This window comes from Streptomyces sp. MMBL 11-1, from assembly GCF_028622875.1.
In the GTDB taxonomy this organism is placed as follows: Bacteria; Actinomycetota; Actinomycetes; order Streptomycetales; family Streptomycetaceae; genus Streptomyces.
The window spans coordinates 7,062,631-7,076,534 of sequence record NZ_CP117709.1; the positions used below are offsets into that span (position 1 = coordinate 7,062,631).

General features: G+C 73.7%; 12 protein-coding genes. 8 read left to right on the forward strand and 4 right to left on the reverse strand.

What is annotated here, in order from left to right; translation table 11 throughout:
* On the forward strand, window positions 1-1,005 hold the full coding sequence (locus PSQ21_RS31200; RefSeq protein WP_274034648.1) for an aldo/keto reductase: 1,005 nt from the start codon (window positions 1-3) through the stop codon (window positions 1,003-1,005).
* Window positions 1,006-1,025: 20 nt separating this feature from the next.
* Here PSQ21_RS31200 and PSQ21_RS31205 read toward each other — a convergent pair whose 3' ends face one another.
* Entirely contained in the window at window positions 1,026-1,250 is a 225-nt protein-coding gene (locus PSQ21_RS31205; RefSeq protein ID WP_274034649.1) for a hypothetical protein, read from the reverse strand.
* Between the two features lie 328 nt (window positions 1,251-1,578).
* Between PSQ21_RS31205 and PSQ21_RS31210 the strand changes: the two genes are divergently transcribed.
* The 6 genes from PSQ21_RS31210 to PSQ21_RS31235 all read left to right on the forward strand — a co-directional run bounded on the left by PSQ21_RS31210 (window position 1,579) and on the right by PSQ21_RS31235 (window position 9,198).
* A complete protein-coding gene (locus tag PSQ21_RS31210) occupies window positions 1,579-2,412 on the forward strand; it encodes a M55 family metallopeptidase (RefSeq protein WP_274034650.1) in 834 nt (277 codons plus the stop codon).
* Window positions 2,405-3,748, forward strand: coding sequence for a M20/M25/M40 family metallo-hydrolase (locus PSQ21_RS31215; RefSeq protein ID WP_274034651.1), 1,344 nt, complete (start codon window positions 2,405-2,407; stop codon window positions 3,746-3,748). Before PSQ21_RS31210 ends, PSQ21_RS31215 begins: the two co-directional genes overlap by 8 nt.
* Window positions 3,749-3,826: 78 nt before the next feature.
* On the forward strand, window positions 3,827-5,842 hold the full coding sequence (locus PSQ21_RS31220; protein WP_274034652.1) for a prolyl oligopeptidase family serine peptidase: 2,016 nt from the start codon (window positions 3,827-3,829) through the stop codon (window positions 5,840-5,842).
* Window positions 5,839-6,801 carry a S66 peptidase family protein gene (locus PSQ21_RS31225; protein ID WP_274034653.1) on the forward strand — a complete coding sequence of 321 codons (963 nt, stop codon included), beginning with the start codon at window positions 5,839-5,841 and terminating at the stop codon, window positions 6,799-6,801. The genes PSQ21_RS31220 and PSQ21_RS31225 overlap by 4 nt, the downstream gene beginning before the upstream one ends.
* Window positions 6,802-7,063: 262 nt before the next feature.
* On the forward strand, window positions 7,064-8,821 hold the full coding sequence (locus tag PSQ21_RS31230; RefSeq protein ID WP_274034654.1) for a CocE/NonD family hydrolase: 1,758 nt from the start codon (window positions 7,064-7,066) through the stop codon (window positions 8,819-8,821).
* Window positions 8,822-8,958: 137 nt separating this feature from the next.
* The gene (locus PSQ21_RS31235; protein WP_274034655.1) at window positions 8,959-9,198 is read left to right on the forward strand and encodes a LapA family protein; all 240 of its coding nucleotides are present in this window, start codon (window positions 8,959-8,961) and stop codon (window positions 9,196-9,198) included.
* A 156-nt stretch (window positions 9,199-9,354) separates the two neighbouring features.
* Here PSQ21_RS31235 and PSQ21_RS31240 read toward each other — a convergent pair whose 3' ends face one another.
* The 3 genes from PSQ21_RS31240 to PSQ21_RS31250 form a co-directional block, all read right to left on the reverse strand.
* Window positions 9,355-9,708 (reverse strand): VOC family protein, encoded by a 354-nt coding sequence (locus PSQ21_RS31240; RefSeq protein ID WP_274034656.1) that lies wholly within the window; start codon window positions 9,706-9,708, stop codon window positions 9,355-9,357.
* Between the two features lie 180 nt (window positions 9,709-9,888).
* Window positions 9,889-10,698 carry a class I SAM-dependent methyltransferase gene (locus PSQ21_RS31245; RefSeq protein WP_274034657.1) on the reverse strand — a complete coding sequence of 270 codons (810 nt, stop codon included), beginning with the start codon at window positions 10,696-10,698 and terminating at the stop codon, window positions 9,889-9,891.
* Window positions 10,699-10,815: 117 nt separating this feature from the next.
* Entirely contained in the window at window positions 10,816-12,330 is a 1,515-nt protein-coding gene (locus PSQ21_RS31250) for a bifunctional phosphatase PAP2/diacylglycerol kinase family protein (protein ID WP_274034658.1), read from the reverse strand.
* Window positions 12,331-12,654: 324 nt separating this feature from the next.
* Between PSQ21_RS31250 and PSQ21_RS31255 the strand changes: the two genes are divergently transcribed.
* On the forward strand, window positions 12,655-13,887 hold the full coding sequence (locus PSQ21_RS31255; RefSeq protein ID WP_274034659.1) for an aminotransferase class I/II-fold pyridoxal phosphate-dependent enzyme: 1,233 nt from the start codon (window positions 12,655-12,657) through the stop codon (window positions 13,885-13,887).
* Window positions 13,888-13,904 lie beyond the last annotated feature (17 nt).

Here is a 13,904-nt window from a genome sequence, read left to right on the forward strand (position 1 = left end):
ATGTACCTGCCGTCCGCCGACCGCTACTCCGCCATGCCCTACCGGCGCACCGGCCGCAGCGGTCTGCTGCTGCCCGCGCTCTCCCTCGGCCTCTGGCACAACTTCGGAGGCGACAGGACGCCCGAGGAACAGGGCCGCATCCTGCGCCGCGCCTTCGACCTCGGCATCACCCACTTCGACCTGGCCAACAACTACGGCCCGCCGCCCGGATCCGCCGAACTCACCCTGGGCCGCGCCCTGGCGACCGACTTCGCCCACCTGCGCGACGAGATCGTCATCTCCACCAAGGCCGGCTACCACATGTGGGACGGGCCGTACGGGGAGTGGGGCTCCCGCAAGTACCTGCGCTCCTCCCTCGACCAGAGCCTGAAGCGCCTCGGCGTCGGTTACGTCGACATCTTCTACTCCCACCGGCCCGACCCCGAGACCCCCCTCGAAGAGACGATGGGCGCACTCGACGCCGCCGTACGGCAGGGCAAAGCCCTCTACGTCGGCCTGTCCAACTACTCCGCCGCGCAGACCCGTGAGGCCACCGCGATCCTGAAGGACCTCGGAACTCCGCTCCTCATCCACCAGCCCCGCTACTCGATGCTCGACCGCCGCATCGAGGACGACGGGCTGCCGGACCTCCTCGACGAGCTGGGCGTCGGGTCCATCGCCTACTCGCCGCTGGAGCAGGGCATCCTGACCGACCGCTATCTGAACGGCATCCCGGCCGGCTCCCGGGCCGCCGGCGCGAGCCCCTTCCTGACGCCCGACGCCGTCACCCCGCAGCTGGTGGACCGGCTGCGCGCGCTGGACGCGCTGGCGAAGGAGCGCGGTCAGTCGCTCGCGCAGCTGGCCCTGGCCTGGGTGCTGCGCGGTGGCCGTCTCACCTCCGCCGTGGTCGGCGCGAGCAGCGTCGCCCAGCTGGAGAACAGTGTCGAGGCCGCCCGGAACCTGGAGTTCACCGAGGACGAGCTGTCCCGGATCGAGGAGCTGCTGCGGGACGCGAAGACGGGCTGACGACGGTCGGGCGCGTGCACTCAGTGCGCTCCGTCGCCGCCCTGTCCCGTGGGGCACTGGGCCTTTACGGCCGGCGCCACCGGGCACGCGGCCCCGGTCGGCGCCCCGGCCGGGGCGGGCGTCGCGGGAGCCTTGCCCGCCGCGCCGAGGAGCAGGGCAGCGAACGTGGCGGCCAGGGCGGCGGAGCGGAGCCGGTGGCGGCGGTACAGCGGCCGTACGGGGGCGGGCACGTGGGGGGAGTTCACGGGGGGCGGCTCCTGGCCTGTCTGCCCGGCGCGGAGGTGCGCGGGGCCTCTTCCCCGGATGCTAGGAAGCGCCGCACCCGGGGAGAAGGCCCGCGCACATTGCGTTCATAGTGTTCGCCCCGGGCGCCCGAAGAGGCCGTCGGCGGGCGCCCGAAGACGCCCAGCGGCGGGAGGAGCGACGGAGGCGGCGGGAGCGACGACGGGACCACCGGAGGGACCGACGACGGGACCACCGGAGGGACCTTCGGCGGACTGGACCTCTGACGGGCCGCCCCGCCGGCCGCCCCTCCCTGGCCCACGCCGCTCACGGCGCGTACGGTGTGGCGGCATGAAGATCCTCATCAGCGCGGACATGGAAGGCGCCACCGGAGTGACCTGGCCGGCCGACGTGCTGCCGGGGACGCCGCAGTGGGAGCGCTGCCGGTCGATGTTCACCTCGGACGTGAACGCGGCCGCGCTCGGCTTCCTGGACGGCGGTGCCGACGAGGTCCTGGTCAACGAGGCCCACTGGTCGATGCGCAACCTGCTGCTGGAGCGCATGGACGAACGGGTCCAGATGCTCACCGGCAAGCACAAGTCGCTGTCCATGGTGGAAGGCATCCAGCACGGTGACGTGGACGCGGTGGCCTTCGTCGGCTACCACACCGGAGCCGGTACGGAGGGCGTCCTCGCCCACACCTACCTCGCCAACTCCATCACCGGCGTCTGGCTGAACGGCGTCCGCGCGAGCGAGGGGCTGCTCAACGCGCACGTCGCCGCCGAGTACGGCGTGCCCGTCGTGCTCGTCACCGGAGACGATCTGACCTGCGTGGACGCCCAGGGATACGCCCCCGACGCCCGGAAGGTCGCCGTCAAGGACTACGTGTCCCGCTACGCCGCGGTGTGCCGCACCCCCGCCCGTACCGCCGCCGACATCAGGGCGGCGGCGAAGACGGCCTGCGCCCTCGCGGGCCGGCGGGAGCCCGTCACCGGTTCCTCGTTCACCGTGGAGCTGGAGTTCGACGCCGAACATCTGGCGGCCGCGGCGACCGTGGTCCCCGGCGTGGCGGCGAGCGGGGAGAGGCGCGTGGCGTACACCAGCGCGACGATGTACGAAGGAATTCGCACGTTCAAGGCGGTGACGACGATCGTGTCGGCCGCTGTGGAGGAACAGTATGGCTGACGTCCCCGACCTGCTCGGCCCCGTGGACCGGCAGGCCCTCGACGAGGTGGTGACGTTCACCTCCGAACTCATCCGCATCGACACCACCAACCGGGGCGGCGGCGACTGCCGTGAGCGCCCGGCCGCCGAGTACGTCGCCCAGCGGCTCGCCGACACCGGAATCGAGCCGACGCTGCTGGAGCGGACCCCCGGCCGGACCAACGTGGTCGCCCGGATCCCCGGCACCGATCCGTCGGCCGACGCGCTGCTCGTCCACGGCCACCTCGACGTGGTGCCCGCCGAGCCCGCCGACTGGAGCGTGCACCCCTTCTCCGGCGAGGTGTGCGACGGAGTCGTGTGGGGGAGGGGTGCCGTCGACATGAAGAACATGGACGCGATGGTCCTCTCCGTCGTACGGGGCTGGGCCCGCGAGGGCTTCCGCCCCCGGCGCGACATCGTCATCGCGTACACCGCCGACGAGGAGGACAGCGCCGCCGACGGCTCCGGCTTCCTCGCCGACCAGCACGCGGGGCTGTTCGAGGGCTGCACGGAGGGCATCAGCGAGTCGGGGGCCTTCACCTTCCACGCGGGCGACGGTCTCTCGCTGTACCCGATCGCGGCGGGCGAGCGCGGCACCGGCTGGCTGAAGCTGACCGCCGAGGGCAGGGCCGGGCACGGCTCCAAGGTCAACCGGGAGAACGCGGTGAGCACCCTGGCCGCCGCCGTGGCCCGGATCGGCGAGCACGAGTGGCCCATCCGCCTCACCCCGACCGTCCGCGCCGCGATCATCGAGATCGCCGCCCTGCACGGCATCACCGCCGATCTGGACGAACCCGGCTTCGACATCGCCCAACTCCTGGGCAAGCTCGGCCCGGCCGCATCCCTGGTCGAGAACACCGTCCGCAACAGCAGCAACCCGACGATGCTGGACGCCGGTTACAAGGTCAACGTCATCCCCGGCCATGCCGCCGCCTTCATCGACGGGCGCATGGTCCCCGGCGGCGACGACGAGTTCCACGCCACCCTGGACCGGCTCACCGGCCCCGCGGTCTCGTGGGAGTTCTACCACCGCGAGACGGCCCTGGAGGCCCCCGTGGACTCCCCGACGTACGCCAAACTGCGCGCCGCCGTCGAGCGGTTCGACCCGGAGGCGCACACCGTCCCGTACTGCATGTCGGGCGGCACCGACGCCAAGCAGTTCTCCCGCCTCGGCATCACCGGCTACGGCTTCACCCCGCTGAAGCTGCCCGTCGGCTTCGACTACCAGCGGCTCTTCCACGGCGTCGACGAACGCGTCCCCGTCGACGCCCTCCACTTCGGCGTCCGCGTGCTCGACCACTACCTGCGCACCGCCTGACTGCCTGACTGCCTGACTGCCTGACCGCCTGCCTGACCGCCTGCCGACCCGATCCGTGCCCCGGGGGGACCGACCTACGTGAACACCGTGCCAGCAGCCCCGTACGGAACCTGGCCGTCGCCCGTCGACGCGGCACTCGCCGCCTCGCACGACGGCCGCCCCGACCACCTCGGCACCGTCGGGGACGAGGTGTGGTGGACCGAGCCGCGCCCCGCCGAGGACGGCCGGCGCGCACTGATGCGCCGCCGCGCCGACGGCACCACCGCCCCCGTGCTGCCCGCCCCCTGGAACACCCGCAGCCGGGTGATCGAATACGGCGGGCAGCCCTGGGCCGGCACCGTGCGCGAGGACGGCGAAATCCTCGTGGTGTTCGTCCACTTCCCCGACCAGAGGCTCTACGCCCACGCCCCCGACGGGCCCGGCGAGCCGTGGCCGCTCACCCCGGTCTCGGACGTCGGCGGCGGACTGCGCTGGGTGGACCCGCAGGTGCGGCCGGAACACGGGGCATCGGGCGAAGTCTGGTGCGTGCTGGAGGAGTTCACCGGGCCCGCGCCCACCGACGTGCGACGCGTCGTCGCCGCCGTACCGCTCGACGGCTCGGCGGCCAACGACCGCGCGGCGGTCCGTGAACTCTCCGACGACCGGCACCGCTTCGTCACCGGGCCCAAGGTCTCCCACGACGGGCGGCGGGCGGCCTGGATCGCCTGGGACCACCCCCGGATGCCGTGGGACGGCACGGTGGTCATGCTGGCGGACATCGACGACTCGGGTGAGTTCACCGGCGTACGGCCCCTCGTCGGCGACCTCGACGAATCGGTCTGCCAGGTGGAGTGGGACCGCGACGGCAGTCTCCTGTTCGTCTCCGACCTCGCCGACTGGTGGGAGCTCCAGCGCATCCGCCCCGACGCTCCTGCGGGCGGCGCGTTCCCCAGCAGCCGCCTCCTGCCGCCCCGGGGCGAGGAGTTCGGCGGGGCGCTCTGGAAGATCGGGCTGCGCTGGTTCCATCCGCTGGACAACGGGCTGGTCGCCGTCCTGCACGGCAGGGGCGACATGCGGCTCGGCATCCTCGACCCGGAGACCGGCGAACTCGCCGACGTGCCGGGCCCCTGGACCGCCTGGGCCGACACGCTCGCCGTCCACGGCAGCCGGGTCGTCGGGGTCGCGGCCGGCCCCCGCGGCGGCCCCGAGATCGTCGAGCTGGACACCGCGACCGGGCACACCCGCGTCATCGGCGCACCCCACCACGACGCGGTCGACCCCGCGTACTACCCGGTGCCCGAGGACCGCACCTTCGCGGGTCCCGACGGCCGCGAGATCCACGCCCACATCTACCCGCCGCACAGCCCCGACCGCACCGGCCCCGAGGGCGAGAAGCCCCCGTACGTCGTCTGGGCACACGGCGGGCCCACCGGCCACGCCCCGCTCGTCCTCGACCTGGAGATCGCCTACTTCACCTCGCGCGGCATCGGCGTGGCCGAGGTCAACTACGGCGGGTCCACCGGCTACGGCCGCGGCTACCGCGAACGCCTGCGCGGCCAGTGGGGCGTGGTCGACGTGGCCGACTGCGCGGCCGTCGCCTCGGCCCTCGTCGAGGAGGGCGCCGCCGACCCGGACAAGCTCGCGATCCGGGGCGGCAGCGCGGGTGGCTGGACCACCGCCGCCTCGCTGACCAGCACGGACCTCTACGCCTGCGGGACGATCCTCTACCCGATCCTGGATCTCGAAGGGTGGGCCACGGACGAGACCCACGACTTCGAGTCGCGGTACCTGGAGTCCCTCGTCGGCCCGTTCGCCGAGGTGCCCGAGCGCTACCGGGAACGCTCGCCGCTCCACCGGACCGACCGGCTGAACACCCCCTTCCTGCTGCTCCAGGGTCTGGACGACGTGATCTGCCCGCCCGCCCAGAGCGAGCGGTTCCTCGCCGCCCTCGCCGGCCGGGGCGTCGCCCACGCCTATATCGCCTTCGAGGGGGAGGGGCACGGATTCCGCCGGGTGGAGACCCTGGTCCGCGCACTGGAGGCCGAACTCTCCCTCTACGCTCAGACGTTCGGCATCGAGCGCCCCGACGTACCGCCCCTGGAGCTGACCACGTGACCCGCGAGGAGCACGGCTTTCCGGCGCCTCTCGCCCGGCCGTCCCGGCTGCGCCCCGGCTCCCGGGTCGCCGTCGTCGCGCCCAGCGGCCCCGTCCCCGCCGACCGGCTGGAGGAGGGGCTCGCCGTCCTGCGCGACTGGGGCCTCGAACCCGTCATCGGTGGCCATGTCCTCACCACACACCCGGAGTTGGACTACCTCGCCGGGTCGGACGCGGGCCGCGCGGAGGATCTTCAGCAGGCGTGGTGCGACCCGTCCGTGGAGGCCGTGCTGTGCGCCCGGGGCGGCTACGGCGCGCACCGGATGGTCGACCTGGTCGACTGGGCGGCGGTCCGGGCCGCCGGGCCCAAGGTGTTCGTCGGCTACAGCGACATCACGGTGCTGCACGAGGCGTTCGCCCTGCGGGCCGGGTTCGCGACCCTGCACGGGCCGATGGTCGCCACCGAGACGTTCCTCAGGGACGCGGCGACCCGTGAGCACCTGCGCGCCACGCTCTTCGCGCCGGAGACCGTGACCGTCCTCGGCCTGGAGTCGGCCGGGGCGCTGGTCCCCGGTCGGGCGCGGGGCGTCCTGTACGGCGGTTGCGTCAGCCTGCTCGCCGCCGGAACCGGCGCCCCGGGCGGCCGGACCCACGCCCGGGGCGGACTGCTGGTGATCGAGGACACCGGGGAGGAGCCCTATCGGCTGGACGGCATCCTCACCCGGCTCCTGCGGACCGGAGCCCTGGACGGAGTCGCCGGGGTGGCCTGCGGGTCCTGGCAGGAGTGCGGCCCGTACGAGAAGATCCGCGCCGTGCTCGCCGACCGGCTCGGTCCGCTGGGCATACCCGTGGTCGAGGAGCTGGGCTTCGGGCACGGTCCGACCGCGCTGACGATCCCCCTGGGTGTGCCCGCGGTGCTCGACGCACCGGCGGACGGCGGGCGTTGCACGCTGACCGTCGACGCCCCCGCCCTGCGCTGACCCACCCTCCTCCTCGGCCGCCCGGCCCAGCCCGGTCCCACCCGTATCCGCGTTCCGTATCCGCGTCCCGCGTCCACGTCGCTGTCCGCACGGCCGCCCGGATGTGTGTTCTCGTGCGGGGAACGTGAACGTCCGTCAAGTACCGCTGACCGATGCGTTGACACGGCTCCGAGCGGTGTCACAGCATGGGCGCGACCCAATACTTACCGGTCGGTAAGGTGTCCTCGGTGTGGAGGTCTTCGTGTCAGGTGCTGTTTCCAGAGTGCGCGGCCCGCTCGTGGCGGTCGCCGGGGCGGCCCTCGTCGCCCCCCTCGTCCTCGCCGGCCCGGCCCACGCCGATGCCGATCCGTACACCGTCACCCCGCTGACGTTCACCGTCGAGGCGGGCGACCGTGCCTGCACGGTGGACGCCGACCTCTACCGGCCCGCCGGGGCCGACGCGGACAGCCCCGCCCCCGCCGTCCTCGCCACCAACGGCTTCGGCGGCAGCAAGTCCGACGGCTCCACCGACGCCATCGGCAGGGCCTTCGCCGAGCGAGGCTACGTCGGGCTCGTCTACTCGGGTCTCGGCTTCGGCGGGTCCGGCTGCCTGATCACCCTCGACGACCCCGCCATCGACGGCGAGGCCGCGACCGAACTCCTGGACTTCCTCGGGGGAGTTCGCGCGGCCGACGACGGGACCAAGGCCGACTTCGTCACCAGGGACGCCGACGGCGACCCGCGGGTCGGCATGATCGGCGGCTCCTACGGAGGCGCGATCCAGCTGGCGACCGCCGCCGTCGATCCCCGCGTCGACGCCCTCGTCCCGCTGATCACCTGGAACGACCTCGGCTACGCACTGGCCCCGAACAACACCGGGGCGCGCACCGGCGTCACCTCCGACACCCCGGGCGTCTTCAAGTGGCAGTGGACCAACGGCTTCTACCTGATCGGCGAGGGCCAGCCGCTCCTCAACCCGAACCTGGACCCCTCCCGCGTCAACCGGCTGGACTGCCTGCACTTCGCCACCCGCGCCTGCGAGACCATCCGGCTGCTCAACTCCGGCCGCTACCCCGCCGACCGGACCGAGAAGATGCTCGCCTACGCGCGCAGCGTCTCGCCCGTCTCCTACCTCGACCGGGTCGAGGCCCCCACGCTCATCGTCCAGGGCCAGGCCGACAGCCTGTTCAACCTCAACGAGGCCACCGCCACCTACCGGACGCTCAAGGAGCAGGGCACCGAGACGAAGATGATCTGGCAGGCCTGGGGTCACAGCGGCGGCCAGGTCCCCGGCGAACTCGACCTGAGCCAGGGCAATCTGGAGACCAGCCACGTCGGACAACGGGTACTGGCCTGGTTCGACCGCTACCTCCACCGGAAGACGGACACCGACACCGGACCCGCCTTCTCCTACTACCGGGACTGGCGGAGCGGCTACGGCTCCGCCGCCGACGTGCCCGCGCTCTCGCACTCCCTGTACCTCTCCGGCGACGGCAAACTCGTCGACAACCGCTCCAAGGTGGCGCGCGGCAGCCGCCAGTACACCAATTGGCTCGTGCCCACGAGCCACTCCGAGAGCTCCATCGCCCCGCTGATCGGACTGCCCGACCCCGAGCCGTACGACACCAGGGGAACCTACCTCGGCTGGCGCAGCGAACCCCTCACCGAGCCCCTCGACGTCGTCGGCGCGCCGAAGGCCACCCTGAAGGTCGTCTCGCCGATGACGGAACGGGTCCAGAACAGCGGCGACGCCTCCGACAAGCTCGTCCTGTTCGCCAAGGTCTACGACGTCGCGCCCGACGGCGGCCGTACGCTGGTGAACCGGCTCGTCTCCCCGGTCAGGATCCCCGACGTCACCCGGCCGTTCACGGTGGAGCTGCCCGGCATCGTCCACCGGTACGCGAAGGGGCACCGCCTGGAGTTCGTGATCGCCGCCAGCGACACCGCCTACTTCGGCAACCGGGGCGTCAAGCCCGTCACCGTCGTCCACGCCCCCGAGGACACCGGCGTACTGGAACTCCCGGTCGTCCCGGCCGGCTGACGCCCGCCGCCCCGTTCACCCGAACGGCCGTACACCACCGCCCCCCGGGCCCGGCGGCCCGACATGCTGGGATCCCGGGGGCGGTCGCGCGCACGACGGCGGGCCGGACGGCGAGCAGCGAGCGGAAGGGCCTGACCATGAGCCCCAAGGACGTATCGAGCGGCAGCGGGCGCGGAACGGGGTGGCTCACTCCGGGGCGCGTCGTGGTCGCCGTGGTGGTCGTGCTCGTCATCGTGTTCATCTGCGTGAACACGAACAAGGTCACCATCCGGATGCTGATCCCCGAGGTGACGATGCCCCTGTGGTTCGCGCTGCTGGCCATGTTCCTGATCGGCCTCGGCTGCGGCGGCTACCTCTTCCGCCGAAGGGGCAAGTGACCGAGGCCCCCGCCCCAACCCTCCCGCGGGCCCCGAACGGCACACCTGTCCGCCGGACGGCCCGGGGCGGTCCGGACGCCGCTGACCGGGGCCGCCGGGGGCGATCCGTGAGCGCGGAGGCTTCCGGCTGCTCCTCGCCCGGACCCTGGCCGCCGGTCAGACGGTGACGTTGCGGTCCACGTACTCGAAGACCGAGCCGTCCGGGTGCAGCGCGATGAGGTTACGCCCGGCCGGGGTCGGCACCGGCCCCGCGATGACCCGCGCACCCGCCCTGGTCAGCGCCGCGCTCGCCTCGTCGACGTCCTTGACGGCGATGGTCGCGCCCACCTTGCGCAGCACCTCCAGCTCCGTCTCGGGCCCGCTCATCAGCAGAAAGCAGCCGATCGCGGCCACCGACACCCCACCGCGCTCGAAGCGCAGGGCCGACGTGCCCGTCAGCCCCTCGTAGAAGGCCACCGAGGCCTCCAGGTCGTCGACGCAGATACGCAGCGTGGTTCCGAGGATCTCCATGTGTACGAGGGTAGTTGGCGGCCGCCTCGGGCGTGATCGATTCGGGTCCGCCGCAGTCCTCTCGCTCCGGTCCGGGGGCCGGCCGAGGTGCGGAACGGCTCGGAGCCCGCGGGCGACGAGCGGTTTTGGGCGACCGGTCACGTCATGCGATGGCGCCGCCCCTGATGGGGATGGCTGACGTCACACCCGGCAGAGCACCTCGCCGTGCGGGACCATGAACCAGCCGTCGTCCTCCTCGCCCCAGGAGCGCCAGGCCCCCGCGATGGCGGTGAGCTGCTCGGCGCTCGCGTGGTCGCCCCGGACGGCGAGTTCGGCGTAGACCGAGTCCGTCGTACGGTCCGCCCACAGTCCGCTCCACCAGGCGCGGCTCTCCGGGGTGGCGAAACACCACGCGGCCGCGGTCGGGGTGATATCGGTGAACCCGGCCCGCCGCGCCCACGAAAGGAGCCTGCGCCCGGCGTCCGGCTCGCCTCCGTTGCCGCGAGCCACCCTGCCGTACACCTCCTGCCACTCCCCGAGGCCGGGAGTCTCCGGGTACCAGGTCATCGCCGCGTAGTCGCTGTCGCGCGCCGCGACCACACCGCCGGGGCGGCAGACGCGCCGCATCTCGCGCAGCGCCTGGACCGGGTCGCCCACGTGCTGGAGCACCTGGTGGGCGTGGACCACGTCGAACGAGTCGTCCGGGTAGTCCAGGGCGTGGACGTCGGCCACCGCGAACTCGACGTTCTTCAGGCCCCGTTCGGCCGCCACCGCGGCGGCCTGGCCGAGAATGTCGTCGGCGGTGTCCACCGCGGTGACCCGGCCCGGCGCGACCAGTGCGGCCAGATCGGCGGTGATCGTACCGGGGCCGCAGCCGACGTCCAGCACGGCCAGGCCGGGGCGGAGTTCGTCGAGGAGGTACGCCGCCGAGTTGGTGGCGGTCCGCCAGCGGTGCGAGCGCAGAACCGACTCGTGGTGGCCGTGCGTGTACACGGCGGTCTCCTTCGGCATGGCGTTGCGTCCTCTCCCGAAAACCTCGCGCCGACGGGCGCGGCGACAGGGACCACCGTACGCCGCGATGTCGAATGATGAGATACGCGTCTTGCCATGTGGACCGGCTGGTCCGGGTCAGGCCGGCATCGGGCAGTAGACGGTCAGCGCCTCCGGCAGTTTGTCGATCGTCAATTCCGTTCCGGAGTGCGCCACTTCACCGTCGTACGCGTACGGAGTCCCCGGCGCGAGGCCGCCGATCCGCACCCGGCGGCGCCGCACGGCGGCATGGGCGGGGGAGCGGGTCAGCGGTCCCGCCACCGCCGCCGCCAGCAGGCGCAGCGCCGGTGTCCGGCCGCCGTGCACCACACGGACGTCCAGCAGTCCGTCCGCCAGATTATGGCGGCGGCCCGGGGCGGGCCCGACCCGCTGGAAGAGCCCGTTGCCGACGAAGAGAAGCCACAACGGCCGCCTGCGGCCCTGCAGTTCCGCCTCCAGCGGCCGCTGTCCGCGCAGCACGTGGAACGCCGCGAGCAGGCCCGCGGGCCAGCCGCCGATCCGGGGCGACCAGTGCTCGCGGGTGCGCACCAGATCCGGATAGACGCCCAGCGAGAAGGCGTTGAGGAAATAGCCGTCCGCCCCCTCCTCGCCCTTCGGTCCCGGCCGGAAGCGGCCGAGGTCCACCCGGATCGCGTCCCCCGCCGTCAGGGCGGCGGCGGTGTCGTGGACGGTCTCGATGCCCAGGTCGTAGGCGAAGTGGTTGAGCGTGCCGCCGGGGAAGACCGCCAGCGGCATCCCGTGCGTCGCCGCCACGGAGGCCGCCAGGTTCACCGTGCCGTCGCCTCCGCAGACGCCCAGCGCCCGGCCCTGGCCCGCCGCCTCGTCCAGAGCCGCCGACAGCTCCTCGGGAGGCACCTCCACCACCTTCGCCGCGGGCAGCGCCTCGCGCACCAGCTGCGCGGTCGCGATGGCCGTGCCCGACTCCTGGTTCACCACCACGACGAGGTCCTTCCCCGCGGGCAGCGCCGGGGCCTCGCCCGGCGGACGGCCCGGAGCGGGCAGCTGGCCTCGGGTGGGCACGACCCCCCGCAGCGCGAACGCGGCTCCTATGCCGAGCGCCGCACCCGCCAGCACATCGCTCGGATAGTGGACCCCGGTGTAGACGCGGGAGGCCGCCACGGCCACCGCGACCGGGGCCACGACCGCGCCCCAGCCCTTGGACTCCAGGGCCACCCCGGTGGCGAAGGCCGCCGCCGACGCCGCATGGCCCGAAGGGAAGGAGGTCGTGACCGGCTGCCGCTTGAGCTGGCGGACCACCGGCACCAGATCCGCCACCGGCCGCTCGCGGCGCACCGCGCCCTTGCCGACCGTGTTGATCGCCGCGGAGGCCACGGCGAGGGACGCCACCCCGCGCAGCGCGGCCCGGCGCGAGCGCGCACTGCTGCCGAGGGCCGCGATGCCGGCCGCCGCCCCGAACCAGAGCAGCCCGTGGTTGGCGCTCCGGCTCAGCCGCGGCAGCAGCGGGTCGGCGCCCGGCCAGTGCCGGTCCGCGACGCTCCGGAAGACGGCCAGGTCCCGCCCCTGCAGCCAGCCGCGCAACCGGGCGACGGCGGGAGCGGCGGCGGTGGCGGATGAGGTTCTCGGTGAGGACATGGCTCAGCGAATACCCGGCCCGGCCACGCTGAACCAGCAGGCGCGCTGAGACCCCGGCCACGTGTCCCGCACCGACCGGTAGAACGGCGCACGCGGCGACCGCCCCGGCGGGGGCGCGCGACTGGGCGGGCGGGCGGCCCGGATCCTCCGTATAAAGAAGCCAGCGGCCGTCGACATAAAGAAGCCAGCGGCGGTCGACCCAACGTGTCGGAGGCCGTCGACCCGGAGAGCGAAGCCGGAGAACCCGGATCCGGAGCCGATGTTCCCGGGCGGCGCGGCGCAGTCGCCGCGGACGTCGAGCGAAGAGTGGCGGAGGAGAGCCGGATGCACGGGACCGAGGACCACGCACCCGCGCACGAGAACCACGGCCCCGTGCGCTACGGGCCGCCCGCCCCCGACCCCTGCCTCCCGGTCCTCCCCGAACTGGCCGCCGTCCTCGCCGCCGCCTCCGACCGGACCCGCCCGGAACCACCCGGGGGAGGGCCGGTCCTGCGCGAGGCGGCCCTCGGCTACTGGGACAGGCGCGGACTGCACGGTACGGCGGGCGGCATCGCCGCCGCCCCCGGCGCCCAGCCGCTCCTGCTGGCCCTGATCGGCGCCCACGGCGGCGATGTCCTCATGCCGCGCCCCTGCCCGGCCGCCTGGATGCCGCAGGCCCGCCTGCTGGGCCGCCCCGCCTACCACGTGCCGACCCCGGCCGAATGCGGCGGCGTGCCCGACCCGTACGCCCTGCTGGAGACCGTCCGCAGGGTCCGCGCGGAGGGCGGCCGGCCGAAACTGCTGCTGCTGTCCGTCGTGGACGACCCGACGGCCACCGTCGCCCCGCCCGAACTGGTCCACGAGGCGTGCGAGGCGGCGGTCGGGGAAGGCCTGCACATCATCAGCGACGAGACCTGGCGCGACACCGTGCACCGGCCCCGTGACACCGTCCTGCTCAGCCCCGCGGAGATGTGCCCGGACGACGTCACGGTGCTCAGCGACCTGTCCGGAGCCCTCGTACCGGCCGCCTGGCCGGTCGCCGTCGCCCGCTTCCCGGACACCGCCCGGGCCGCCGTCCGGCACGCCCGCACCCTGGACATCCTCACCGCGCTCGGCGCCCTCGTCGCCGCTCCGGTCGCCCGGGCCGCCGCCCACGCCCTGGGGGAGCCGGAGTCCGTACGCGAGCGGATCCGCGGGGCCGCCGCTCTCCAGGCCGAGGTCGCCGCCGCCGCCCACCGAGCGGTCCTCGGCTCCGGCGCGCTGGCCCGCCCCCCGCAGGCGGGCCGTCACCTCTATGCCGACCTGGGTCCGTTGCGCTCCCGGCTGGCGGGCCTGGGCGTGACGGACTCCATGGAGCTGGAGGAGTACCTCACCGACCGGCTCGGCGCACCGGCCCCGGGCGGTCACCGCTTCGGGGACGAGCTGGGAGCCCTGCGGGTACGCCTGGGCACCGGGCCGCTGCTGGGGGCCACGCCGGGGCAGCGGACGGAGTCCCTCACCGCCGCGAAACCCCTGGAGCTCGCGCATGTGGCGCGGGCGCTGGACGGCTTCGCCGCGGTGTTCGGCGCGCTGCGCTGACCATGGTCGCCGGGAAG

What these genes read in the sequence shown, in the direction of transcription:
- PSQ21_RS31200 (WP_274034648.1), top strand. Translation starts at nt 1, where the DNA reads ATGTACCTGCCGTCCGCCGACCGCTACTCCGCCATGCCCTACCGGCGC.
- PSQ21_RS31210 (WP_274034650.1), top strand. Translation starts at nt 1,579, where the DNA reads ATGAAGATCCTCATCAGCGCGGACATGGAAGGCGCCACCGGAGTGACC.
- PSQ21_RS31215 (WP_274034651.1), top strand. Translation starts at nt 2,405, where the DNA reads ATGGCTGACGTCCCCGACCTGCTCGGCCCCGTGGACCGGCAGGCCCTC.
- PSQ21_RS31235 (WP_274034655.1), top strand. Translation starts at nt 8,959, where the DNA reads ATGAGCCCCAAGGACGTATCGAGCGGCAGCGGGCGCGGAACGGGGTGG.
- PSQ21_RS31240 (WP_274034656.1), bottom strand. Translation starts at nt 9,708, where the DNA reads ATGGAGATCCTCGGAACCACGCTGCGTATCTGCGTCGACGACCTGGAG.
- PSQ21_RS31245 (WP_274034657.1), bottom strand. Translation starts at nt 10,698, where the DNA reads ATGCCGAAGGAGACCGCCGTGTACACGCACGGCCACCACGAGTCGGTT.
- PSQ21_RS31250 (WP_274034658.1), bottom strand. Translation starts at nt 12,330, where the DNA reads ATGTCCTCACCGAGAACCTCATCCGCCACCGCCGCCGCTCCCGCCGTC.
- PSQ21_RS31255 (WP_274034659.1), top strand. Translation starts at nt 12,655, where the DNA reads ATGCACGGGACCGAGGACCACGCACCCGCGCACGAGAACCACGGCCCC.